Genomic DNA, 23,713 nt, shown 5'->3' with positions numbered 1-23,713 from the left:
ACATGGCCGAGCAGAAGTTCATCGAGGTACGCGGCGCGCGCGAGCACAACCTGAAGGGCGTGGATGTCGACATCCCGCGCGACAAGCTGGTGGTGATCACCGGGCTTTCGGGTTCCGGCAAGTCCTCGCTGGCCTTCGACACGATCTATGCCGAGGGTCAGCGCCGCTACGTCGAGAGCTTGTCGGCCTATGCGCGCCAGTTCCTCGACATGATGCAGAAGCCGGACGTGGACCACATCACCGGCCTGTCGCCCGCCATCAGCATCGAACAGAAGACGACGTCGAAGAACCCGCGCTCGACCGTCGGCACGGTGACCGAGATCTACGACTACATGCGCCTTCTGTTCGCGCGCGCGGGCACGCCCTACTCGCCCGAGACGGGCGAGCCGATCACCGCGCAACAGGTGCAGGACATGGTCGACCGCGTCATGGCGATGGAGGAGGGGACGCGCGGCTATCTGCTGGCCCCCATCGTGCGCGACCGCAAGGGCGAGTACCGCAAGGAGATGCTGGAGCTGCGCAAGCAGGGTTTCCAGCGGGTGAAGGTCGATGGCGCGTTCCACGACCTCGACAACCCGCCGGAGCTCGACAAGAAGTTCCGCCACGACATCGACGTCGTCGTCGACCGCATCGTCGTGCGCGAGGGGCTGGAGACCCGGCTGGCCGACAGCTTCCGCACCGCGCTCGACCTGGCCGACGGCATCGCCATTCTCGAGACGGCGCCCAGGTCACCGGTCGACGGCGAAGCCGCACCTGCGCCCGAGCGCCACACGTTCAGCGAGAAATTCGCCTGCCCGGTCAGCGGCTTCACTATCCCCGAGATCGAGCCGCGCCTGTTCAGCTTCAATGCCCCGTTCGGCGCCTGTCCCACCTGCGACGGGCTGGGGGCCGAGCTTTTCTTCGACGAACGGTTGGTGGTGCCCGACGTGACGCTGCCGCTGGCCAAGGGGGCGTTGGCGCCCTGGAACAAGACGAAGTCGCCCTATTTCACGCAGACGATCGACAGCATCGCGCGTCATTACGGATTCGACAAGAAGGCCCCGTGGAAGGACCTGCCGCCCGAGATCCAGCAGGTGTTCCTGCGCGGCTCGGGGCGCGACAAGATCAAGTTCCGCTACGACGAGGGCGGGCGCATTTACGAGGTCACGCGCGTGTTCGAGGGGGTCATCCCCAACATGGAACGCCGCTATCGCGAGACCGACAGCGCCTGGGTCCGCGAGGAGTTCGAGCGGTATCAGAACAACCGCCCCTGCGGCGCCTGCGGCGGCTATCGCCTGCGGCCCGAGGCGCTGGCCGTCAAGATCGGCCCGGCGGCGAAGGGCCGGCGGGACGAGCGGATGCATGTCGGCCAGGTCGTGCAGATGTCGATCGCCGAGGCGCTGGCCTGGTGCGACGCCGTGCCGTCGCATCTGTCCAAGCAGAACAACGAGATCGCGCGCGCCATCCTGAAGGAAATTCGCGAGCGGCTCGGGTTCTTGAACAATGTCGGCCTGCAATACCTGACGCTCAGCCGGAACGCCGGCACGCTTTCGGGCGGCGAGAGCCAGCGCATCCGGCTGGCCAGCCAGATCGGCTCCGGCCTGACGGGCGTGCTGTATGTGCTGGACGAACCCTCGATCGGCCTGCATCAGCGCGACAACGACCGGTTGCTGACGACGCTCAAGAACCTGCGCGACCAGGGCAACACCGTCATCGTCGTCGAGCATGACGAGGAGGCGATCCGCGAGGCGGACTACGTCTTCGACATCGGTCCCGGGGCCGGCGTGCATGGCGGCACGGTGGTGGCCCAGGGCGTGCCCGCGGAACTGGAGGCCAATCCCGCCAGCGTGACCGGCGATTATCTGGCCGGACGGCGCGAGATCGCCGTGCCGGCCGTGCGGCGCAAGGGCAACCGCAAGAAGGTGAAGGTGGTCGGAGCCACCGGCAACAACCTCAAGGGCTTGACGGTGGACTATCCGCTGGGCCAGTTCGTCGCCGTGACCGGCGTGTCGGGCGGCGGCAAGTCGACCCTGACCATCGAGACGCTGTTCAAGACGGCCTCGATGAAGTTGAACGGCGCGCGCCAGACGCCGGCGCCCTGCGAGACGATCAAGGGGCTGGAGCATCTCGACAAGGTGATCGATATCGACCAGCGCCCCATCGGGCGTACGCCCCGGTCGAACCCGGCGACCTATGTGGGCGCCTTCACCCCGATCCGCGACTGGTTCGCGGGCCTGCCGGAATCGAAGGCGCGGGGCTACAAGCCCGGGCGCTTCAGCTTCAACGTCAAGGGCGGGCGCTGCGAGGCGTGCCAGGGCGACGGCGTCATCAAGATCGAGATGCATTTCCTGCCGGACGTCTATGTCGAGTGCGAGACCTGCAAGGGCAAGCGTTACAACCGCGAGACGCTGGAGATCCACTTCAAGGGCAAGAGCATCGCCGATGTGCTCGACATGACGGTTGAGGACGCGCAGGCCTTCTTCAAGGCGGTCCCGTCGATCCGCGAGAAGATGGACGCGCTGATGCGGGTGGGCCTTGGCTACATCAAGGTGGGCCAGCAGGCGACGACCCTGTCGGGTGGCGAGGCGCAGCGCGTGAAGTTGTCCAAGGAGCTGTCGAAGCGGTCCACGGGCCGGACCCTCTACATCCTCGACGAGCCGACGACGGGCCTGCATTTCGAGGACGTGCGCAAGCTGCTGGAAGTGCTGCACGAACTGGTGGACCAGGGGAACTCGGTCGTCGTGATCGAGCACAACCTCGACGTCGTGAAGACCGCCGATCACGTCATCGACATCGGCCCCGAGGGCGGCGACGGCGGCGGCGAGATCGTGGCCACCGGCACGCCCGAGCAGATTGCGACGGTCGCCGAAAGCCACACGGGCCGGTATCTGAAGCCGATGCTGGCCGCGCGAAAGGTGGCGGCGGAGTAGGCCGGCCACGAAATCGACATGTTGGTTCGCTTTGAAGGCGGCATGAACCGAACTTTTTGTTCCGCCTTCATTTTCGGTTTGCTGGCGCTGCCGGCAGGTGCCGCTCCGTTCAGCGAGAACGCCATGTCATGTCGCGCGCACATGCTCTGGATCGCGGAGAATACGCAAAACGGGCGCGTCAAGACCGCTATGGCGCGCTATGCCCACGACATGGCGATGGTCGCGCGCGAGCAGGCCGTATCGGAGGGTCGTGACGAACCCGATGCCTATCTCGATCGATTGGCCGTCGCGAAGGATCACGAGTGGAGCCGCCGCGGTGTGGGCTGGGTATTCTCCGCGGATATGAAGGACTGGAGCAAGTACTGTTCCTCCTTCGCCAGGAAGATGGGCTTGGATCCCGGTTCGTATCGCCCCTAGATCACGGCCTCACCGACCTCCTCCGCCAGAACCGTTCGCCAAGACTACCGATGGACCGGAAGTCGCTCCAGCCCATGGAAGTGGTAGATATCGGCATAGGTCGTGGGCTCCATTATCCGCAGTCCCGGGCATCGTTCCACCAGCACCCGTAAGCCTTCCACCAGTTCCAACCGTGCCAGCGGGGCGCCGAGGCAGAAATGCAGCCCAGCGCCGAAGCTGACCGGCGCGGGGGCAGCGGGAAACCGGGTCGGATCGAAGCGACCCGGTGCCGGATACACGGCAGGGTCGCGATTGGCGGCCCCCAGCAGGAGGCCGACCTGATCGCCGCGCGCGAAGCCGTGGTCGAAGACCTCGACCTCCTCCATCGCATAGCGGGTGAACATGTGCAGCGGTGGATCGTGGCGCAGCACCTCCTCGACCAGGTCGGGCGTGACGGGTGCACCCCAAAGCCCGGCCGAACAAATCCCCGCCACGCCGTTTCCCAGCGTGTGCACCGTCGCCTCGTGACCCGCATTGAGCAGCAGGATGCAGGTCGCCGTCGTCTCCGCACGGCGGAGCTTGCCGTCGCGCTCGACCGCCAGCAGATCGGCGATCAGGCCGTCGCCGGGCGGCCGCGCGAAGATGTCGGCAAGATAGGCCGCGAATTCGGTGGCGGCGCGCGCGGCCGCGACTTCGGCCCGGTGATCCCGTCCGGCCTGGTACATGCCGACCATCGCGTTCGACCAGTCGAGTAGCCGCGGTGCGTCGTCCTCGGGCACACCCAGCAGGCGTGCGATGACGCGGACTGGCAGGGGCCGGGCGAAGGCGTCCAGCAGGTCGAACGGGCCGGCGGGGAACGCGTCGACGAGTTCATGCGCCAGCGCTGCGATCTCGGGCCCGAGCGCGGCGATCCGGCGGGACGTGAACGCCCGCAGGACCTGCGCGCGCAGGCGGGTGTGGCGCGGCGGTTCCAGCTCCAGCATGGAATGGTCCTCGACGGCCCAGAACCCGGCCTGGTGCGGCGGCCGCTCCGGCGGGAACGGATCCTCCCGCCCGAAGCGGCGATCGCGCAACAACGCCGAGACGACCGCATGCGAAGTCGCAACCGGCATGTCGTACGCCGTCCAGAAAGCCAGCGGCCCGGCGGCGCGCAGCCGGTCGTAGAACGGGTACGGGTCCTGCACGAAGGCCGGATCGGTCGGGGATTGCGCGAAGCTCTGCATCTCGCGGTCAGGGGTGGCGCCTGGCGCGGCGAAGTGCAAGCGGGCTTGGCCCCGACGCGCGCCGGGCCTAGCGTGGGCGCATGTATCGCGCGCTGATCATCCTGCTGACGCTTGGGGCGGCCTCCGCCCTGGCCGGGGTCGTGTGGTGGACGACGCTGGGCACCGCGCTGTCGGCGCTGGAGGCCAAGGGCCGGTCCGACCTGAGCCTCGCCGCCGACCGCCTGCGGTTGGAGCTGCAAAGATCGCGGGATCTGGCCGTCCTGTTGTCGGACGATCCGCGCCTCCTGGGTTGGCTGGCCGCGCCGGGGGGGCGCGACCTGACCGGCGCGGCGCTGGTCCTGCAGGGTTTCGCCGACCGGGCTGGCGCCTCCGACATCTGGCTGGTCGACGCGCGGGGCGAGGTGATCACCGCCGGCACCGGCATGCGCGACGCCGTTCCGAACGCGGTCTGGCTTCAGCGGGCCCGCCAGGGGGCGCTAGGCTTCGGGCCCGCGCCCGAGGGTCGGGCGATGATCCATGCCGCGCCGGTCTTCGGCCCCGACGGCCGCGTGGCCGGCGCGGTGGCCGTCGCGCGCGATCTGGGCGTGATCGAGCGGCGCTGGCGCGGCGATCCGCAGGCGATCTACTTCACCGATGCCGAAGGGCGCGTCGTGGTGTCCAACCGCGAGGAGCTGCTGGGCGGGCCGCCGCCGCAGGTGCTGACCCCCTTGCAAGGGCACGACATTCGCCGGATCGAGGCGGGCCGCTACGTCCCGCACGAGGCGCTGCATCTGGAGCTGCCATTGGCGACGCTGGGCCTGACGGCGGAGCTGTTGATGTCGACGGCCCCGGCGCGCGATCTGGCGCTGGCCCGGGCGCTGGCGGCGGGGGCGGCGCTGCTGACGCTGGGCGCGGCGCTCGTCGTGCTGTGGGAGCGGCGTCGCGTTTTGGCACGTGCGAACCAGACGCTGGAGGCGCGGGTCTCCGAGCGGACGGAGGCGCTGACGGCGGCCAATACGCGCCTGACCGACGAGGTGCGCGAGCGGCGCGAGGCGGAGGCGCGGCTGACGCGCGCGCAGGCCGATCTGGTCCAGGCCGGCAAGCTGTCGGCGCTGGGCCAGATGTCGGCCGGCATCAGCCACGAGTTGAACCAACCGCTGATGGCGATCCGCAGCTTCGCGCAGAATGCCGGCACCTTCCTCGCGCGGGGAAACACCGATGCGGCATCCGGCAACCTGACGCGCATCGACGCGCTGGCCGGCCGGATGGGGCGCATCATCCGCAACCTGTCGGCCTTCGCCCGCGCCGAACGCCAGCCCGCCGTCGAGACCGATCTGGCCGACGTGATCGAAGCCGCGCTGGAGATCACCGAGACCCGCCGTCGCGAAGCCGGGATCGAGACGCGGCTGGATCTGGCCCCCGGCCCGGTGCTGGCCATGGGGGGCGAGGTGCGGCTGGGGCAGGTCCTGGTGAACCTGATCGGCAATGCCATCGACGCCATGCGTGACCGCGACCCCGCCGTCTTGACGGTGACCCTGCGCGCCGACCCGCCGAGCATCACCGTCCGCGACACCGGGGTGGGTCTGGCGAACCCGGCGAATATCTTCGACCCGTTCTACACCACCAAGGAGGTCGGCGCGGGGTTGGGGCTTGGCCTGTCGATCAGCTACGGTATCGTGGCCGGCTTCGGCGGCGAGATCCGCGGTGAGAACGTGAAGGACGGGGCCGCGTTCACCGTGACGCTGCGGCCGGCCAGTGTCGAGGCCGCCGCGTGACCGGGGGTGGCGTGCCATGACGGATGTCCTACTGGTCGAGGACGATGCCCATGTCCGCGAGGCACTGTCGCAGACGTTGGAGCTGGCGGATCTGACGGTCGCGCAGGCCGGCAGCTTCGTGGCCGCGCAACCGCGGCTGACGCGCGACTTGGCGGGCATCGTGATCAGCGACATCCGGATGCCCGGCCGCGACGGCTTTCACCTGCTGGCCCATGCGCGGCGGGCCGATCCCGATCTGCCCGTGATCCTGCTGACCGGGGAGGGGGATGTGCCGACGGCCCTGCGCGGCGTGGCCGAAGGGGCGTTCGCGTTTCTCGAAAAGCCCTGCGACCCGGACGAACTGGTCGCGACCGTGCGGCGGGCGCTGGCCCTGCGCCGGACGACGCTGGAGGCACGCCATGCCCGGGGGGCGCTGGAAGGGGGCGATGCCGCGGCCCGGATCCTGACCGGGGTATCGCCACAGGCCGGCCTGTTGCGCGACACCGCCCGGACGGTCGCGCGGGGCGCCGGTGCCGTCCTGATCCATGGCGAGCCGGGGACCGGCACGTCCAAGGTGGCCGAGGTCATCCACTTGCTTTCGTCGCGCGCCACGGGGCCGTTCGTCAAACGCGCCGCCCCCGCGCTCGACGCCGTGTCGCTGGCAGATGCGCTGAAGCTGGCCGAAGGGGGCAGCCTGTTTCTGGATCACGTGGACGCGCTGCCGGCGGCCCTGCAGCACCGCTTGCCCGACGAAGGTGACGAGGCGGCGGCGCGTCTGCTGGCGGCAACGAACGTCGCGCCTTTGGCCTTGGCGGAGACGCTGCAGCCCGATCTCTACTACCGGCTGGAAGCTTTGCGCGTGTACATCCCGCCGCTGCGCGAGCGTCCGGGAGATATCCCGGTATTGTTCCGGCACTATCTGGCGCTGGCCTGCGAACAGGCGGACCTGCCGGTGCCCGAGGTGCCACCGGATGTTCAGGCCCGCCTGATGGCGCGTGACTGGCCCGGCAACGCGCGCGGCCTGATGAACCACGCGATGCGCTATGCGATGGGGCTCGGCGACGAGCCCGGGGCGCAGCGCGCGGGGCTGGCCGACCGGATGCGCGCGGTCGAACGGGCGATCCTGATCGAAACGCTGACGCGCCATGGCGGGCAGGCCACGATGGCGGCACGTGACCTCGATCTGCCGCGCAAGACTTTCTATGATAAGCTCGCGCGGCACGGCCTGCGGGCGGAAGATTTCAGGGACGACTGAGTCTGGGCGGAAATCCGCACAAGACAGTGTCGGCCGACGTGTGGTTTTTCGCACGCCGCAAGTGATCCGAATGAAGATTACCGTGTAATGCACTGATAGAAATGTATTCTCTTCAGCGAAAAGATACGCCTTTACCGTACGAAACCCCCTGATACCGTCATGCGGCAAGCGCCTTCTGGCGTCGCAACAGGGAGAGACATCAATGAAATTCATGACAACCGCCGCCACCGCACTGGCGCTGACCGTGACCGCGCAGGCCGGCCTGGCCGCTTGCGACGATGGCGAGATCGTCGTCAAGTTCGCGCATGTGACCAACACCGACAAGCATCCCAAGGGCATCGCCGCGTCGCTGTTCCAGGATCGTGTGAACGAGGAGATGGACGGCACGATGTGCGTCGAGGTCTTCCCGAACTCGACCCTCTACAACGACGATCAGGTGCTGGAGGCGATGCTGCAGGGCGATGTGCAGATGGCCGCGCCCTCGCTGTCGAAGTTCGAGGCGTTCACGAAGGTCTTCCAGCTGTTCGACCTGCCCTTCGTGTTCGAGGATGTCGACGCCGTCGATGCCTTCCAGCAGTCCGAGGATGGCGCCGAACTGCTCGACTCGATGCAGCGGCGTGGCCTGCAGGGGCTGGCATTCTGGCATAACGGCCTCAAGCAGATGTCGGCCAACGTGCCGATCGAGATGCCGAGCGATGTCGACGGTCTGAAATTCCGCGTCCAGCCTTCGGACGTGATCGTGGCCTATATGGAGCAACTCGGCGTGTCGCCGCAGCCGATGGCCTTCTCGGAGGTTTACGGCGCGCTGCAGACCGGTGTCGTCGACGGGCAGGAGAACACCTGGTCGAACATCTTCGGTCAGAAGTTCTTCGAGGTTCAGGACGGCTCGACCGAGACGAACCACGCGATCCTCGATTACCTCGTGGTCACCAGCGTCGACTTCCTCGACAGCCTGGAGCCCGAGGTCCGCGACCAGATGCTGACCATCCTCGAAGAGGTCACGGCCACGCGGAACGCGGAATCGACAGCCGTGAACGCCGAGGCCAAGCAGGCCATCATCGACGCCGGCGGCGAGGTGCGGGAGCTGACGCCCGAACAGCGCCAAGCCTGGGTCGACGCGATGCAGCCCGTCTGGGCGCAGTTCGCCGACGGCATCGGCCAGGACGTGATCGACACCGCGCTGACCTACAACTCGGGCAGCTGATCTCGATCGAACGCAAACGCTCCGGGCCACCCCTGCGGTCGGCCCGGAGTATCCGACAGGGGGAGGTCATCACGATGGCGAAGCGCTACGAGCCGGAGAGCCGCCTGGGCCGCGCGGTCCACGGCTTCGAGGAAACCGCGATCGCGGTCCTGCTGGGACTGATGACGCTTCTGACATTCGTCAACGTCGTGCTGCGCTATGTCTTCAGCGCGACCGTGATCTGGTCGCTGGAGGTGATCCTGATCCTGTTCGCGTGGCTGGTCATCTTCGGTGTCAGCTATGCCTTCAAGGTGACCGCGCATCTGGGCGTCGACGCCCTGACCAACATCCTGCCAAGTCGCGGCAAACGCCTCTGTGCCCTGCTGGCGGCGGCGGTGACGCTGATCTACGCGTTCCTGCTGCTGAAGGGGTCGTGGGACTACTGGGCGCCCTATGCCGCGCTGGATCGCACCACCGGCCCGTACGAATGGCTGCCGACCGGGTTCGAGGAGACGCGCGACCAGGCCTGGTATGTCACCGACCAGGTGCCGCCGATGCGCTGGCTGTTCGGTTGGCTGGAGCCGCTGATCAATCAGGGCGAGGAATACGAGAAGCTGCCTCGCGTCATTCCCTACATCATCCTTCCGATCGGGTCAGCGCTGATCCTGTTCCGGGCGACACAGGCGGCCGTCGGTATCGTCCGCGGCACCCGTGCGTCCCTCATCGTGAGCCACGAGGCTGAAGAGGACGTGGAGGAGGCCGCCGCCGCGCTGCGCGACGATCCGGTCGATCCGCAGGATGCCACCGGTCTCTATATTGCGACCGCCAACCGCACCGGAAAGGTCTGAGCCATGGAAGTCGTCCTCCTCTTCGTGATGATCATCGGCCTGCTGCTGCTGGGCGTGCCGATCGCGGTCAGCCTGGGTTTCAGCTCGATCTTCTTCCTGCTGACGTTCTCCGACACTTCGCTCGCGTCCATCGCGCAGAGCTTCTACCAGGCGATGGCCGGGCATTACACGCTGTTGGCGATCCCGTTCTTCATCCTGGCCTCGTCGTTCATGTCGACGGGCGGTGTGGCGCGGCGGATCATCCGCTTTTCGATCGCCTGCGTGGGGCACCTGCGCGGGGGGCTCGCCATCGCGGGCGTCTTCGCCTGCATGATGTTCGCGGCGCTCTCGGGTTCCTCGCCCGCCACCGTGGTCGCCATCGGCACGATCGTGATCGCGGCCATGAAGCAGGCCGGCTACACCAAGGAATTCGCCGCCGGCGTGATCTGCAACGCGGGCACGCTCGGCATCCTGATCCCGCCCTCGATCGTGATGGTCGTCTATGCCTCGGCCACCGACGTCTCCGTCGGGCGGATGTTCCTGGCCGGCGTGATCCCGGGCCTGCTGGCGGGTTTCATGCTGATGGTGACAATCTACGTGATCGCGGTGAAGCGGAACATGCCCAAGGGCGACTTCGCCGGCTGGGGCGAGGTCGGGGCGTCGTTCCGCGACGCGTTCTGGGGCCTGATGCTGATTGCGATCATCATGCTGGGCATCTATGGCATTCCCGGTGTGACCGGCGCCATCTTCACCCCGACCGAGGCCGCGGCCGTCGCCTCCGTCTACGCCTTCATCGTGGCGATGTTCGTCTATCGCGACATCGGCCCGTTGGCCCCACGGCGCACGCAGTCGGTCGGCGCGGCGATCGTCGACGGCCCGCTGCATGCACCGATAGGGACGCCGAAATCGCTGCTGCGGCACCCGCATGCCCTGTTGACGGCGTTCTTCCACCGCGACACGCGGGACACGCTGCTGGACGCGGGCAAGCTGACGATCACGCTGATGTTCATCATCGCCAATGCGCTGATCCTGAAGCACGTTCTGACGGACGAGCAGATCCCCCAGCATATCGCCAACGCCATGCTGTCGGCGGGGCTGGGGCCGATCACCTTCCTGATCGTGGTGAACGTGATCCTGCTGATCGGCGGCCAGTTCATGGAACCGTCCGGCCTGCTCGTCATCGTGGCGCCGTTGGTCTTCCCGATCGCGATCGAGCTGGGCATCGACCCGATCCACCTGGGTATCATCATGGTCGTCAACATGGAGATCGGAATGATCACACCGCCCGTCGGTCTGAACCTGTTCGTGACGTCCGGCGTGGCGGGCATGTCGATGATGGCGGTTGTCCGCGCGGCACTGCCCTTCCTGGCGGTGCTCTTCGTGTTTCTGCTGCTGGTGACCTACATCCCGGCGATTTCCATCTGGTTGCCCACGCTGGTCATGGGTCCGGAACTGATCATCCAATAGGGTCGGGGGCTTCGGCCCCCTTCTCAACTCCGGGCCAATGCCTCGACGATGGGGACGAAATCCGCGGCCTTCAGGCTGGCACCGCCGACGAGCGCGCCGTCCACGTTCGCAAGGGCGAATAGCTCCGCCGCGTTGTTCGCCCTGACCGATCCGCCGTAGAGCAGCGACATCTCCGGCCCGACCTGCGCGCGGAGGGCATCGTGGACCTCGGCCACCTGATCGGGGCTCGCGACCTTGCCGGTGCCGATGGCCCAGACCGGTTCGTAGGCGACGATCGCGTTCTCGGGCGTCGCGCCCTCGGGCAGCGATCCGTTCAGCTGTGCGCCCAAGACGTCCAGCGTCCGGCCCGCCTCGCGCTGCTCCAGCGTCTCGCCGATGCAGAGGATCGCGGTCAGGCCCGCGCGCCACGCGGCCTCGGTCTGGGCGCGGATGTCCGCGTCCGTCTCCCGGTGGTCCGCACGCCGTTCCGAATGCCCGGTGATGACATAGGCGGCGCCTGCCTCGGCCAACATCTCCGCGGAGACATCGCCGGTATGGGCCCCCGACGGCGACGGGTGGCAATGCTGGCCCCCGATCTCGACACGTTTGCGCGGGTCGCCATCGGCGGCATAGATCAGGGTGGCGGGCAGGCAGATGATCGTGGTGCAATCCAGACCGTCTATCGCGCCGTCGATCTCCAGCACCTCGGTCAGGTCCGAGACCAGCCCGTTCATCTTCCAGTTTCCGGCGGCGATCTTCTTCGGCATGCGAAATCCTCCTGCTTTCGGCGCAAGGGATAGCATGCGGGGCGGCGCTGCCTAGGTGGCGCCGTCCAGTTTCGCGTCAAACTTGATCGACTCGCCGCATCCACAGGCATCCACCACGTTCGGATTGCGAAAGCGGAATCCGGATTCCAGCAGCGACGTCTCGTAATCGATCTCGGTCCCGAACAGGAACATCTGCGCCATCGGCGCGATGATCACGCGGGCGTCGCCGACCTCGACCACCTCGTCATGGGTATCGACCTCGGACACGTAATCCATCGTGTATTCCATGCCTGCGCAGCCGCCCTTCTTGACCCCGATCTTCAGGCCGGCGGCGTCGGTCCGGGCCATCAGACGCGCGATTTGCGTGGCGGCGGCGTCGGTGACGGTCACGGGGGACTGGCCGGGGATGGAAAACATGGGCGGGCTCCTTCACCCCCAAGTTATGGCGCCGGGCGGCCGGTCTCAAGGGGGCAAGCGCGCCGTCAGAAACCCGGCCAATGCATCGAGCGCGGCCCGGATGGGTGCGTCATGCCGCGCCTCGTGATGCGAGACCAGCCATTCCTCGTGCTCCAGCGCGTCGATCGGCTTCGACAGGCGTGCAAGGCCACTCTCCTCGCCGATGAACATCGGCAGCACGATCCGGCCCATCCCGGCCCGGGCCAGCGCCAGGGCCCAGCGTGGATCATTGACGGTGGTCGCGATCTCGCCGCCATGCGTTTCCAGGACCCAGCGGCCCGAAGGGGTCTGTGCGCTGTCATGCGAGGGGCCGATCCAGCGGTCGGTTCCCGGGTCGCCGTATACGGCATATCGCACGCGCGCCGTTCGCCGACCGGCCAGCCATGGCTGTTCGGGCCGGCGGTTGCGAATGCCGATGTCGACCTCGCGCCGCGCGATGTCGAGGTCGCGGTCGCAATGGACGAATTCGGGGATCCAGTCCGCCTCCACCGACCAATAGGCGGCAACGCCGGCGGCGAGGGCCTGTGACGTCCAGGTGCCGGCTGTGATACGGATGCGGGCCGGACCGGTCGCCGTGGCCCGCCATTTGGCGATGTCGGTCGCGGCCTCCTCCATTCGCTGGGCCCGGTCGAGCAGCGCGTGTCCGTCCTCGGTCAGCGCGTAGCCCTGCGCGCCATGCCGGAAAAGCCGCCGTCCCATACGCGATTCAAGTGCCGTCATCCGGCGCGACAGCGTGGCCGTCGAGGCGCCCGTCTGCGCGGCCGCCCGCGCGAGAGAGCCGGTGCGCGCGACGGTGGCGAAGAGCGCGATATCGTTCCAGGCAATGGGATCGGACATGGATGAAAGGCTAGTTGCGACGATGTCGGGCTGCAATCCGCCCGCTTGGTGCCATCTTGGGATCAGACATCGAAAACAGGAGCAGGCCCCATGATCCCCGCATTCCGACCGACCGAGCCTACGACCGAATACGAACGCGAACTGGCCATCTTCGCCGCCCGCAAGGCAGACATGGAACGCCTGCGGCTACAGGCCCGGCCGCGCGCCCGCTGGCGGCTTTGGCTGGCCCTGCGGGTGGCGGGCCGTCGGCGCCTCGGCTGAGGCCCATCGGTCGACTGCGGCCGGGCAACCCCGCTCCCTCGCGCAAGGCGCATCAGGCGGCCGCGTCCGCGGCGACGGCGGTGGGGAAGATCGGATCTTCGCGCGACTTCTCGATCTCGGTGGCGCGCGCGACAAGGCGTTCGCGCACGGTGCACGCGACCTCCCACGAGGTGTTGGGGTCGGTGCAGGGCGTGCTGAACCAGACGTCGATGCCGAAAACGTCCTGACCGGCGACGTTGACGGACGCGTCTTCCAGATCGCCGAGCTGCGCGCCCAGATCGGAGGCGCTCACCTCCTCCAGGATCTCCCGGAACGCTTCGCGCAGCGCGTCGATATCGGCGCGCGGGTCCAGCTTGAACTTCAGGATCCGCAGCATCGCCGGATCCTGCAGCGACCAGTTCGAGAACGTCTCCGAGACGAACTCCTCGACCGGGACGACCAGTCGGGTTCCGTCCCAGTCGCGCAGCTGCACGAAGGTCAGGTGAATGCGCTCCACGTGGCAAAGCTCGCCCTTGTAGACGACCCGGTCGCCCACCCGCGCGGACTGGTTCAACGCGATCTGCAGCGACGCCATGATGTTGCCCAGCACGTCGCGGGCCGCGAAGCCCAGGATCAGCGTCAGCGCCCCGGCCGAGGCCAGAAGCGACAGGCCGATCCCCTGGAAGAAGTTCGCCGTCGACAGCACGACGCCCGCCCCGATGAAGAACACGACGACGACGAGGATGCGCTTCGCGGCGTTCAGCCGCGTGGCCAGCGTCCGCGACTCGGCCTGTTCGGCGCGGGTCAGGTCGACGTCCTCGCCCGGTGCGATCAGGGTATCCAGCGCCACCTCGACCACGTTGACGATCAGCATCAGCAGCGCGGTGACGAAGCCGATCGCGATCAGCGGCGAGATGAGAATGTCGATGTTGCCCGAGAAGACGAAGACGTGCCGCGTCACATACCAGACCAGTGTCGTAACGCCCGCGACCATTACGGGCGTACGCACGGCGCGGAATATCGCCGCCGTCATCGGGTGGGTGGCGTGGCGCCCGATGGCGCGCAGCGATCGATGCAGTGCCCAGGCCAACATCCCGGCCGCGACCAGCAGCAGCGGCACGCCGATCAACTCCCACCACATCAGGCCCCAGAAGGCGTCATCGCGCATCGGCGCCGGTAACAGCTTTTCCAGCCGCGACGGGCCGTAGACGCGGTACAGGTCCGGCAGGTCGGCCACGGTTTCCCGCGGAAAGACCCAGACCGGATCGGCATCGCCGGCCTTGATGCGGTTCAGCCGCACCGAGGCGGGCGCATAGTCCAGCGGCAGTTCGCGCAACAGGAGCGAGCGTCGCGGCTCGCCGGCCTGGGCGTCGGTCTTGCCACCGGTGATCTGCAACGCATCGGGCCGCGCGTTCAGGCGGCCCCAGTCCAGCAGGGCCTTCCGGTCGATGATCGCATGGAGTTGCGCGGCGAGGACCGGGCCTGTCACGGATTGCTCCGCCTCGGGGATGTCGGTCAGCTCCAGCAGATGCGCGGCCGCCGCCCAGTCGCCATCTTTCGCCGCCCGCAGGAGCGAGACGATCGCCGCGCGGGGCGTACGCCGGTCGATGCGGTCGGGCGGATCGTCCAGCCCGGCATTGAGTGCCCCGAGTTCGAAGAACGGGTCCTCGGCCTCGGCCGCCGTAACGAGGCCCGCCACGAGGGAGGCCGCGAGGGCGAGGGCGAACAGGGCGGTGCGGATCATGTCCGGCAAACGTCGGCGCGGGGGCGCGGTTCCATGGCGGGGCGGCGCCGGGTCGGACCGTGCGTCACATGAACCCGAGTTCGAGACGCGCCTCGTCGGACATCATCTCCATGCCCCAGGGCGGCTCCCACGTCAGGTCGACATCGACGGTGCGCACGCCCGGCACGCCCGACACGGCATCGGCCACCCAACCCGGCATCTCGCCGGCGACGGGGCAGCCGGGGGCGGTCAGCGTCATGATCACGCGGACGTCGTTCTCGGCGGTTATGTCGATCGTATAGACCAGGCCCAGATCATAGATGTTCACCGGGATTTCCGGGTCGAACACGCTTCGGCAGGCATCGACGATGGGTTCATGCATCGGATGGTCGGTGGTCGAGGGCGCGATCAGGGGTGCGCCTTCCAGTCGGTCTGTCGGCTCGGCGGTCATGGGTTGTCCCGTGATTGGTCGAGCGAAAAGATAAGGATTATGCCGGGCAGCGTAAAGGGGGCGCGCCCGGCGGACGCGCCCCCTGTCCGGCAATTGGGCGATCAGAAGCGATAGTTGATGTTCAGACCGACGGTCGTGGCGTCGGCATCGATATCGGCGTCCGTATCGTCGAAATCGTCGAACTCGTGGTACAGCGCTTCGGCGCCGATGGTCACGTTCTCGGTCACGAAGCGCTCATATCCGAGTCCGGCGAAATAGCCTTCGGCCTTGCCCAGATCGTTCGTATCGGCTTCGGCATAGCCACCCGTGGCGTAGAAGAGGTTCGCGCCGGAGTGGAAACCGCCGCGGACACCGAGGCGCAGAACGTCCTCGACCTCGACATCGGTGTCGTCCAGTTCGATCTCGCCGAAGTCATACTGCACCAGGCCACCGAGGATGGCGCGGCCGAAATCGTAGTCGTAGCCCGCGCGCAGGCCATAGAGGGCGCCGTCGCCGTCGGTGTCGACGTCACCGCTGGTGTCGATGTCGGCATAGCTGACCTGGCCACCGATATAGCCGCCACCCCAGTTGTAGAGCGGTGCGGCGGGTTCGACGAAGACGGGGGCCGGCTCCAGCGGCGCGGGGGCGATGTTGCCCGCCAGGGCGGGCGTCGCCAGCGTCAGGGCTGCGAGGGTAAGTACGGTGCGTGTCATCGGAATGCTCCTTCTTGCAGGTCCGTTGCGGTCGGTCGTTGCCGAACCGCGTCGTTCACATGGCGGCGAAACGGGCGAATGGCAGGGTCTGTTCCCCGCCGGGCGAAATTTCAGCCGGTTGTCGCCGAAGGTCGATCACAACGGGCGGACAGTCGCCGGGTGCTGGCGGCGGCGGCACGGCGGTGCTAGGGCGGCGCCCGGTTCCGACAGCCCGAGGTCAAGATGGCGAACGCCTTTCGATTCGAACGCGGTGCCAGCGACGGGTCCGCCCGGACCGGCATTATCCGCACGCCCCGCGGCAATATCCGCACGCCGGCCTTCATGCCCGTGGGCACGGCGGCGACGGTCAAGGCGATGCTGCCCGGATCGGTGCGCGCGACGGGGGCCGACATCCTGCTGGGCAATACCTATCATCTGATGCTGCGCCCGACGGCGGAGCGGATCGACCGGCTGGGCGGGCTGCATCGGTTCATGAACTGGGACGGGCCGATCCTGACGGATTCGGGCGGGTTCCAGGTTATGTCGCTGGGCGCGCTGCGCAAGCTCGACGCGGACGGGGTGACGTTCAAGAGCCATATCGACGGGTCGAAGCACCGCCTGACGCCGGAGCGGTCGATGGAGATCCAGCGGCTTTTGGGCTCCGACATCGTGATGTGCTTCGACGAATGCCCCAGCCTGCCCGCCGACCGCGACCGGATCGCGGCATCCATGCGCCTGTCGATGGATTGGGCCGCGCGGTCCAAGGCCGCGTTCGGGGACCGGCCTGGCCACGCGCTGTTCGGCATCCAGCAGGGCGGGCTGGAGCCGGACCTGCGCGCCGAGAGCGCCGAGCGCCTGCGCGAGATCGGGTTCGACGGATACGCGGTCGGCGGACTTGCCGTGGGCGAGGGGCAGGCGGCCATGTTCGACTGTCTGGACTATGCCCCGGGCCAGCTGCCCGAGGATCGGCCCCGTTACCTCATGGGGGTGGGCAAGCCGGACGATATCGTCGGCGCCGTGGCGCGCGGGATCGACATGATGGATTGCGTGCTGCCGTCCCGATCGGGCCGCACGGGGCAGGCTTTCACCCGGCACGGGGTGGTCAACATCCGCAACGCGCGCCACGCCAACGACCCGCGCCCGCTGGACGAGGCCTGCGGCTGTCCGGCCTGCCGCGGCTATTCCCGCGCCTACCTGCACCATGTTTCAAGGTCGAAAGAGATTATCGGATCGATGCTGATGACCTGGCACAACCTGCACTACTATCAGGACCTGATGGCCGGAATGCGCGAGGCGATCGCATCGGGAACGTTTGCGTCATGGCAGGTCGAATTCCACGCGGCGCGAGTGGCGGGCGACATCGCGCCGCTGTAAGGCACGGACCCAGCTTCGGATCGACCGGCGCCATACTTGTTCGAATGGCGATCAGCGCCGGCGCAGGAACCCGAACCTGCGGCTCTTGGGTTTGCCGGATACCGCGTTGCAAGACTCGAACAGCTCCCGCACTTCGGGGGTCAGGAAACCTTTCCCGCATCCCGTCTGAACCAGCTCCATGGAGCCGCCGTAATTCACCTCGACCACGACCGGGCCATCGGGCGTCAGCGCGATATCGGTGGAATGATAGCGAAGGGGCGCGAACAGTCGCGCGACTTCGGCCACGATATCGCGCAAGGCATCCCAGTGGGGCATCTTCAGGCCCATCAGGCCCGGAATGTCGGGATGATCGGGCAAGAGGTCCAATTCCGGAGAGCCGTCGCGTACGATCCTCTGAACGCGACCGCTATCGACGTCCAGGCCGCAAGCCAGATTCCCCGCGCGCCAGAAGTTGTCTGCGACGTTCTTTCCCTGTGGAATCTTCAGAAGGGCGAATGGCGACAGCGTCCGGTCCGGCATCATGATCGTCGACGTCCGAACAGTCGCGAGTGCCGACGTCCATGGAAGAATGGACCCGTCGTTTTCAAGCTGCGTCTGAACGAGATAGGCGTGCCCGCCAAGGTAGTTCGTCGCGAAGCCGTCCCAATCCATGGGATCGGCGCCCGTCGGCCTTATCGTATCTCGAAGCGCCTGTTCCACCCTGAACGCACCGGCGCTGATGATCCCGGCGACCGGCTTGCAGAACACCCCATCGGTTGCATTGGCAAGAATGACCTCGCGAAGATCGTCCGGCGTCCGGAGGGCCTTCTGTCCCGGATAGCGTCTCGACGTGGTGTCGAAGACGCCGAGCGTGCGCGGTACCGGTATGCCGCCCGCGTGCAAGATCATCTCTGTCAGGATCTTGTCCTCTGCCGCCCCGAACCACTTGCGATCATTGCAGGCATGGGCGACCGGCCAATGCAGGTTCCCATGAATGAACGCGGCGCGTCCTTCGTCATCGAACCTGTCCGCGTGATGGAGTCCGTATCTCACGTATTCCGCGAGGGTAAGCTTGCCGGGCCCTTTCTCAAGCGATCGGAACTCCTTCGTGATCTCGATAACCGAACGCCCAGAGGCCTGCGCCGCATGTCTGAGCAGGTGACCGTAGCCGAGCGACGTCGGCACGTCCGATGGCATCCGGTCGATCGTGAAAGCTGTCGGACTTGGCTGAACAGACATGTGGCTCTCCGCAAATACAGTGCGTCTTGTCCGCCGTGATCGTGTCTTTCCGTGAGTGAGAGTGAGGCGTTTTCATGGCGACCTGCCCGCCAATCGGGTTCCGCTCGACCCATTCGGGGGTAGGCCGCCGCATGGCGGCGGCGTGCCCTGCGGGATCCGCGTCGGGATGCGAACAAAACTTGCACGTTGACGGTCGGCTGTCGCATCACCACATCTGATCCCGACAACGGAAGGTCGCCCGACGCCGCCGAGACCGGGGCAGGGGACCTTTGCGAAAGGACAGACAGACATGACGACTTCCACCCATCCCGTGCTGCCGCTGCGTGACATCGTGGTGTTTCCGCACATGATCGTGCCGCTGTTCGTTGGGCGCGACCGCTCGGTCCGCGCGCTTGAAGAAGTGATGCAGGACGACAAGCAGATCCTGCTCTCCAGCCAGATCGACCCCGCCATCGACGAGCCGGAGGCCGACGGCATCTATCGTGTCGGCGTACTGGCCAACGTGCTGCAACTGCTCAAGCTGCCCGACGGCACGGTCAAGGTGCTGGTCGAGGGGCGTTCGCGCGTGAAGATTACGCGGTTCCTCGACAACGAGTCGTTCTTCGAGGCCGAGGCCGCCCCGCTGGAGGAGACCCGGGGCGACGAGCCGACGATCGACGCGCTGATGAAGTCCGTGGGCGAGGAGTTCGAGCGCTACGCCAAGATCAAGAAGAACATCCCCGAGGAGGCCCTGGGCGCCGTCGCGGAGTCGCGCGATCCGGCCAAGCTGGTCGACCTCGTCTCCGGTCACCTGGGTATCGAGGTGGCGCAGAAGCAGGAACTGCTCGAGATGCTGACCGTGTCCGAGCGCCTGGAGAAGGTGTTCGGCATGATGCAGGGCGAGATGAGCGTCCTGCAGGTCGAGAAGCGCATCAAGTCCCGCGTGAAGTCGCAGATGGAGCGGACGCAGCGCGAGTACTACCTCAACGAGCAGATGAAGGCGATCCAGAAGGAGCTGGGCGACGGCGAGGATGGCCAGAACGAGGTGGCCGAACTGGAAGAGCGCGTGGCGGCGACCAAGCTGTCGAAGGAAGCCCGCGAGAAGGCCGAGACGGAGCTGAAGAAGCTCAAGAACATGTCTCCGATGTCGGCCGAGGCGACCGTGGTGCGCAACTATCTGGACTGGATGCTGTCGATCCCGTGGGGCACCAAGTCCCGGGTCAAGAAGGACATCAACAAGGCCCAGCAAGTCCTTGATCGCGATCACTATGGCCTGGAGAAGGTCAAGGAACGGATCGTGGAATACCTGGCCGTTCAGGCGCGCTCGGCCAAGTTGAAGGGGCCGATCCTGTGCCTCGTCGGACCGCCGGGCGTGGGCAAGACGAGCTTGGGCAAGTCGGTCGCCAAGGCCACGGGGCGGGAGTTCATCCGCATCTCGCTGGGCGGCGTGCGCGACGAGTCCGAGATCCGCGGGCACCGGCGGACCTATATCGGCTCCATGCCCGGAAAGATCATCCAGGCGCTGAAGAAAGCCAAGACGACGAACCCCCTGATCCTGCTCGACGAGATCGACAAGATGGGCCAGGATTTCCGCGGAGATCCGGCCAGCGCGATGCTGGAGGTACTGGACCCCGAGCAGAACGGCACGTTCGTGGATCACTACCTGGAGGTCGAGTACGACCTGTCGAACGTGATGTTCCTGACCACGGCCAACTCCTACAACATGCCGTCGCCGCTTCTGGACCGGATGGAGATTATTAGCCTCGCCGGCTATACCGAGGAGGAGAAGGTCGAGATCGCCAAGCAGCATCTGCTGCCCAAGCAGATCAAGAACCACGGCCTGCGCAAGGGCGAGTTCGAGATCGACGACGCCGTCCTGCACGAAATGGTCCGCACCTACACCCGCGAGGCGGGCGTGCGGAACATGGAGCGGGAGCTGGCCAAGATCGCGCGGAAGGCGGTCACCCGGATCGTCGGCAGGAAGGAGACTTCGGTCCATGTGACGACCGAGAACCTGGACGATTTCCTGGGCGTCAAGAAGTATCGCTACGGCCTTGCCGAGAAGGAGGACCAGATCGGCGTCGTGACCGGCCTGGCCTATACCAGCGTCGGCGGCGACCTGTTGCAGATCGAGGCGCTGAAGCTGCCGGGCAAGGGTCGGATGAAGACCACCGGCAAGCTGGGCGACGTGATGAAGGAATCGATCGACGCCGCATCCAGCTATGTCAGGTCGATTGCGCCCAGCATCGGGATCAAGCCGCCGAAGTTCGACACGATGGATATCCACGTCCACGTGCCCGACGGGGCGACGCCCAAGGATGGACCGTCGGCGGGTCTGGCGATGGTGACGTCCATCGTCTCGACCCTGACGCAGATTCCGGTGCGCAAGGATATCGCCATGACGGGCGAGGTGTCGCTTCGCGGCAATGCCATGCCGATCGGCGGCCTGAAGGAAAAGCTGCTGGCGGCACTGCGGGGCGGGATCAAGACCGTTCTCATCCCCGAGGAGAACGAGAAGGACATCGCCGAGTTGCCCGATAGCGTGAAGGACGGCCTCGAGATCGTTCCGGTTTCCCACGTGTCCGAGGTTCTGAAGCTGGCGCTGGTCGCCACGCCCGAAGGGATCGAATGGGACGAGGCCGCCGAGGAAGCCGCGGCGTTGGCCGCGAAATCGGCCGATCAGCCGGGTCGCGGCGCCACGGCGCACTGACCTATCGGTCGCCGGATGCCGAAAGGGCCCCGCTTGGCGGGGCCCTTTTTCATGTATCGTTTGCCCATTGGGCCGATCTCAGTCTTCCCAGCCGTTCAATGCGTCGAGGGCGCCCAGCAGGTTCGCATGATCGTCCGTCCAGGCCGTGCGGTCGTCGGCGGGCAGGGCTTGCCAGACGTCACCCGGAAGGCGCTCCAGATCCTCGGCGGAGCGGGCGACGGCCACCACGACCGAGCCGGTCGCCCCCGCCGTCTCGCGGTCCGCATCGGGGTAGTCGTGGGCGATCCGCGCCGTCAGCCCCATGTCCCGCACGATTCGGGCGATCGGGCCGGCCAGGTCGTAGTAGCGGTTCGAGATATGAAGCGCGAAGATGCCCCCCTCGGTCGTCCGATCCAGATAGATGTCGAACGCCTCACGGGTCAGCAGGTGAACCGGCACCGCGTCCGAGCTGTACGCGTCGAGCACCAGCAGATCGTAGGTCAGCGTCTGCGTCGCCAGCACGGTGCGTGCGTCCCCGATATGGATGGGGGCGTCGGGTGCGCAGGTCTGCATGAAGGTGAACAGCGCCGGGTTCGTGGCGATCTGCACGACCATCGGGTCGATCTCGTAGAACTGCCAGTCCTGGCCGGGCGTGGCATAGCAGGCGAGCGACCCGACGCCCAGGCCCACGATCCCGATGCCGGCGCCGGGGCCGCTGATCGGCGCGTTGACCAGTTGGGCCATCGGGCTGCCCTCGCTGTAGTAGGTCAGCGCCCGGGGCACGCCTGTCTCGCCGGCCATTTGCGCGCCGTGGATGGTGGTGCCGTGCCGGTAAATGACCTGACCGTCGTCGCGCTGCTCGACCACATGTTGGCCGAAGAAGCTGCGATCGCGGAACAGCGGTGCGTCGCCGAATATGACGTAGTCACCCATTACAAGCAGCGCGACAAAACCCGTAAGGACAATCGGGCGCGAAGCCAGTGCGACCAGCATCACGAAGAACACGATTGCGCCCAAAACGCGGCTGCTGTCGAGCGATAGCCCGAACGCGACGCCGCCGAAGATTGTGGCCGGCACGGCGGTCGCCGCCAGGGCCGCCAGGGCCACCATGCGGGGGATCGGGCCGCGGGCCACGCCGAAGCAGCATGCGGCGGCGACGGCCACGACGGTGACCTGCACCTCGGCCAGCGTATCGAAGAGCAGGGGCGCGACGATCAGGTTGAAGAACCCGCCCAAAGCGCCACCGATCGACACGATGACATAGAAGAACGTCAGGTGGCTCGCGTCCGGCCGCATGCGATAGAGGCGGCGGTGACACAGCAGCGCCCCGGCGAAGAGTGCGAAGGACAGTCCGAGAATGGCGAGGAGCGACAGGTTAAGGTTGAAGGACCGCGTCGTCACGAACACGAGGGCGGCGATGGCCGGCGGGAACATCCAGAACGTGACACGATCCGAGATCAGCGGTCGGTTGCTGAAGGCCAGAATAAACGTCAGGATATAGATCGACAACGGGATCGCCCAGACAAGGGGGAACGATCCCAGGTCAGTGCTGATCTTCGTGGTGACGACCAGCATCAGCGACGAGGGCACGAAGGCAAGGAACATCCATGACAGGACCGTCCGCGCGCCGGGCCGCGGCGCGTCCGTCGACGCGACGGAGTGCGACGTCTGGACCGTCCGGTTTTCGGCCATCAGGCCGCTGCCGAGCAGGAGACCACCCAGGAGTACGAACCCCGCGCTCCACATGATCGAAATCGAGGCCGTTCCCATCAGGGGTTCGGCGAGAAGCGGAAAGCCCAGCAGGGCCAACAGCGATCCAGCGTTGCTGGCGCCGTAGAGGAAATAGGGATCGTCCGCCGACGGCCCGCCGGTGCGGGAGTACCAGGACTGGATCAGCGGCGCATTCGCCGAGAGCATCGTGAACGGGACGCCCACGCCGGTGGCGAAGATGGCGAGTGCCTGCCAGGACGTCGCGCCGCCCTCGAACGAGACGCTGGCCTCCCCGACCGAGAGCGGAAGGAAGAACAGGGCCGCGATCCAGAAGGCGCCGTGGATCATCAGCTGCCGTCGCGGGGGGACGAAGCGGATGAGGAGATGTGCGTAGAGGTACCCGATCAGCAGGCAGGTCTGGAAGAACAGCATCGCCGTCGTCCAAACCGCCGGGGCCCCGCCCAGCCGCGGCAGGACCATCTTGGCGAAGAGCGGCTGAACGAAGAACAGAAGCGACGCGCTCAGCAGGATCGTTCCGGTGAAAAGGACAATCGCGCGGGCGCCATGCCGGGTCCCTAGAAGGGACGGTGCGGGGGGGTCGATACTCGTATGGGTCACAGGGGCCT

General features: G+C 66.8%; 19 protein-coding genes. 10 read left to right on the top strand and 9 right to left on the bottom strand.

The features are described from left to right. The first annotated feature begins 2 nt into the window (after positions 1-2). On the top strand, positions 3-2,909 hold the full coding sequence (gene uvrA / locus MWU52_RS05760) for an excinuclease ABC subunit UvrA (RefSeq protein ID WP_246950230.1): 2,907 nt from the start codon (positions 3-5) through the stop codon (positions 2,907-2,909). A gap of 18 nt (positions 2,910-2,927) precedes the next feature. Next, entirely contained in the window at positions 2,928-3,326 is a 399-nt protein-coding gene (locus tag MWU52_RS05755; protein ID WP_246950228.1) for a hypothetical protein, read from the top strand. Between the two features lie 44 nt (positions 3,327-3,370). On the opposite strand, the gene MWU52_RS05750 is transcribed toward MWU52_RS05755, so the two are convergent. After that, on the bottom strand, positions 3,371-4,528 hold the full coding sequence (locus tag MWU52_RS05750) for a cytochrome P450 (RefSeq protein ID WP_246950226.1): 1,158 nt from the start codon (positions 4,526-4,528) through the stop codon (positions 3,371-3,373). A gap of 80 nt (positions 4,529-4,608) precedes the next feature. Here MWU52_RS05750 and MWU52_RS05745 point away from each other — a divergent pair, with 80 nt between their 5' ends. The 5 genes from MWU52_RS05745 to MWU52_RS05725 all read left to right on the top strand — a co-directional run bounded on the left by MWU52_RS05745 (position 4,609) and on the right by MWU52_RS05725 (position 10,993). Next, positions 4,609-6,282 (top strand): ATP-binding protein, encoded by a 1,674-nt coding sequence (locus MWU52_RS05745; protein ID WP_246950224.1) that lies wholly within the window; start codon positions 4,609-4,611, stop codon positions 6,280-6,282. 16 nt (positions 6,283-6,298) lie between these two features. After that, on the top strand, positions 6,299-7,516 hold the full coding sequence (locus tag MWU52_RS05740; RefSeq protein WP_246950223.1) for a sigma-54 dependent transcriptional regulator: 1,218 nt from the start codon (positions 6,299-6,301) through the stop codon (positions 7,514-7,516). 202 nt (positions 7,517-7,718) lie between these two features. Continuing rightward, positions 7,719-8,720, top strand: a complete 1,002-nt coding sequence (locus MWU52_RS05735) for a DctP family TRAP transporter solute-binding subunit (protein ID WP_246950222.1) — start codon at positions 7,719-7,721, stop codon at positions 8,718-8,720. 74 nt (positions 8,721-8,794) lie between these two features. Then, positions 8,795-9,547 carry a TRAP transporter small permease gene (locus MWU52_RS05730; RefSeq protein WP_246950220.1) on the top strand — a complete coding sequence of 251 codons (753 nt, stop codon included), beginning with the start codon at positions 8,795-8,797 and terminating at the stop codon, positions 9,545-9,547. Between the two features lie 3 nt (positions 9,548-9,550). Continuing rightward, positions 9,551-10,993, top strand: a complete 1,443-nt coding sequence (locus MWU52_RS05725) for a TRAP transporter large permease (protein WP_246950218.1) — start codon at positions 9,551-9,553, stop codon at positions 10,991-10,993. Positions 10,994-11,016: 23 nt separating this feature from the next. On the opposite strand, the gene tpiA is transcribed toward MWU52_RS05725, so the two are convergent. The 3 genes from tpiA to MWU52_RS05710 are packed head-to-tail and all read right to left on the bottom strand — an operon-like array spanning position 11,017 to position 13,032. Next, positions 11,017-11,739, bottom strand: coding sequence for a triose-phosphate isomerase (gene tpiA, locus MWU52_RS05720; RefSeq protein WP_246950216.1), 723 nt, complete (start codon positions 11,737-11,739; stop codon positions 11,017-11,019). A 51-nt stretch (positions 11,740-11,790) separates the two neighbouring features. Continuing rightward, complete coding sequence (locus MWU52_RS05715; protein ID WP_246950214.1) at positions 11,791-12,156, bottom strand: iron-sulfur cluster assembly accessory protein; 366 nt, start codon at positions 12,154-12,156, stop codon at positions 11,791-11,793. Between the two features lie 45 nt (positions 12,157-12,201). Further along, positions 12,202-13,032 (bottom strand): LysR family transcriptional regulator, encoded by an 831-nt coding sequence (locus MWU52_RS05710; RefSeq protein ID WP_246950213.1) that lies wholly within the window; start codon positions 13,030-13,032, stop codon positions 12,202-12,204. A 90-nt stretch (positions 13,033-13,122) separates the two neighbouring features. Between MWU52_RS05710 and MWU52_RS05705 the strand changes: the two genes are divergently transcribed. Then, positions 13,123-13,293: a hypothetical protein gene (locus MWU52_RS05705; protein ID WP_246950212.1), complete on the top strand. Its 171-nt coding sequence runs from the start codon at positions 13,123-13,125 to the stop codon at positions 13,291-13,293. Between the two features lie 52 nt (positions 13,294-13,345). Here the strand turns inward: MWU52_RS05705 and MWU52_RS05700 are convergent, their stop codons facing one another. The 3 genes from MWU52_RS05700 to MWU52_RS05690 all read right to left on the bottom strand — a co-directional run bounded on the left by MWU52_RS05700 (position 13,346) and on the right by MWU52_RS05690 (position 16,138). Then, positions 13,346-15,016 carry a mechanosensitive ion channel domain-containing protein gene (locus MWU52_RS05700; RefSeq protein WP_246950211.1) on the bottom strand — a complete coding sequence of 557 codons (1,671 nt, stop codon included), beginning with the start codon at positions 15,014-15,016 and terminating at the stop codon, positions 13,346-13,348. Positions 15,017-15,080: 64 nt separating this feature from the next. Next, the gene (locus tag MWU52_RS05695) at positions 15,081-15,446 is read right to left on the bottom strand and encodes an SUF system Fe-S cluster assembly protein (protein ID WP_246950210.1); all 366 of its coding nucleotides are present in this window, start codon (positions 15,444-15,446) and stop codon (positions 15,081-15,083) included. A 101-nt stretch (positions 15,447-15,547) separates the two neighbouring features. Beyond that, on the bottom strand, positions 15,548-16,138 hold the full coding sequence (locus tag MWU52_RS05690) for an outer membrane beta-barrel protein (protein WP_246950209.1): 591 nt from the start codon (positions 16,136-16,138) through the stop codon (positions 15,548-15,550). Positions 16,139-16,360: 222 nt separating this feature from the next. Between MWU52_RS05690 and tgt the strand changes: the two genes are divergently transcribed. Then, on the top strand, positions 16,361-17,491 hold the full coding sequence (gene tgt / locus MWU52_RS05685; RefSeq protein WP_246950208.1) for a tRNA guanosine(34) transglycosylase Tgt: 1,131 nt from the start codon (positions 16,361-16,363) through the stop codon (positions 17,489-17,491). Between the two features lie 51 nt (positions 17,492-17,542). Here the strand turns inward: tgt and MWU52_RS05680 are convergent, their stop codons facing one another. Beyond that, positions 17,543-18,709: a sugar-transfer associated ATP-grasp domain-containing protein gene (locus tag MWU52_RS05680; protein WP_246950206.1), complete on the bottom strand. Its 1,167-nt coding sequence runs from the start codon at positions 18,707-18,709 to the stop codon at positions 17,543-17,545. 289 nt (positions 18,710-18,998) lie between these two features. Between MWU52_RS05680 and lon the strand changes: the two genes are divergently transcribed. After that, a complete protein-coding gene (gene lon / locus MWU52_RS05675; protein WP_246950204.1) occupies positions 18,999-21,398 on the top strand; it encodes an endopeptidase La in 2,400 nt (799 codons plus the stop codon). 78 nt (positions 21,399-21,476) lie between these two features. Here the strand turns inward: lon and MWU52_RS05670 are convergent, their stop codons facing one another. After that, a complete protein-coding gene (locus MWU52_RS05670; RefSeq protein ID WP_246950203.1) occupies positions 21,477-23,705 on the bottom strand; it encodes a fused MFS/spermidine synthase in 2,229 nt (742 codons plus the stop codon). Positions 23,706-23,713: the final 8 nt, after the last annotated feature.

It is taken from the genome of Jannaschia sp. S6380 (assembly GCF_023015695.1).
In the GTDB taxonomy this organism is placed as follows: domain Bacteria; phylum Pseudomonadota; class Alphaproteobacteria; order Rhodobacterales; family Rhodobacteraceae; genus Jannaschia.
The sequence above is the reverse complement of the archived record's forward strand: the minus strand, read 5'-3'. Positions and strand labels throughout refer to the sequence as shown.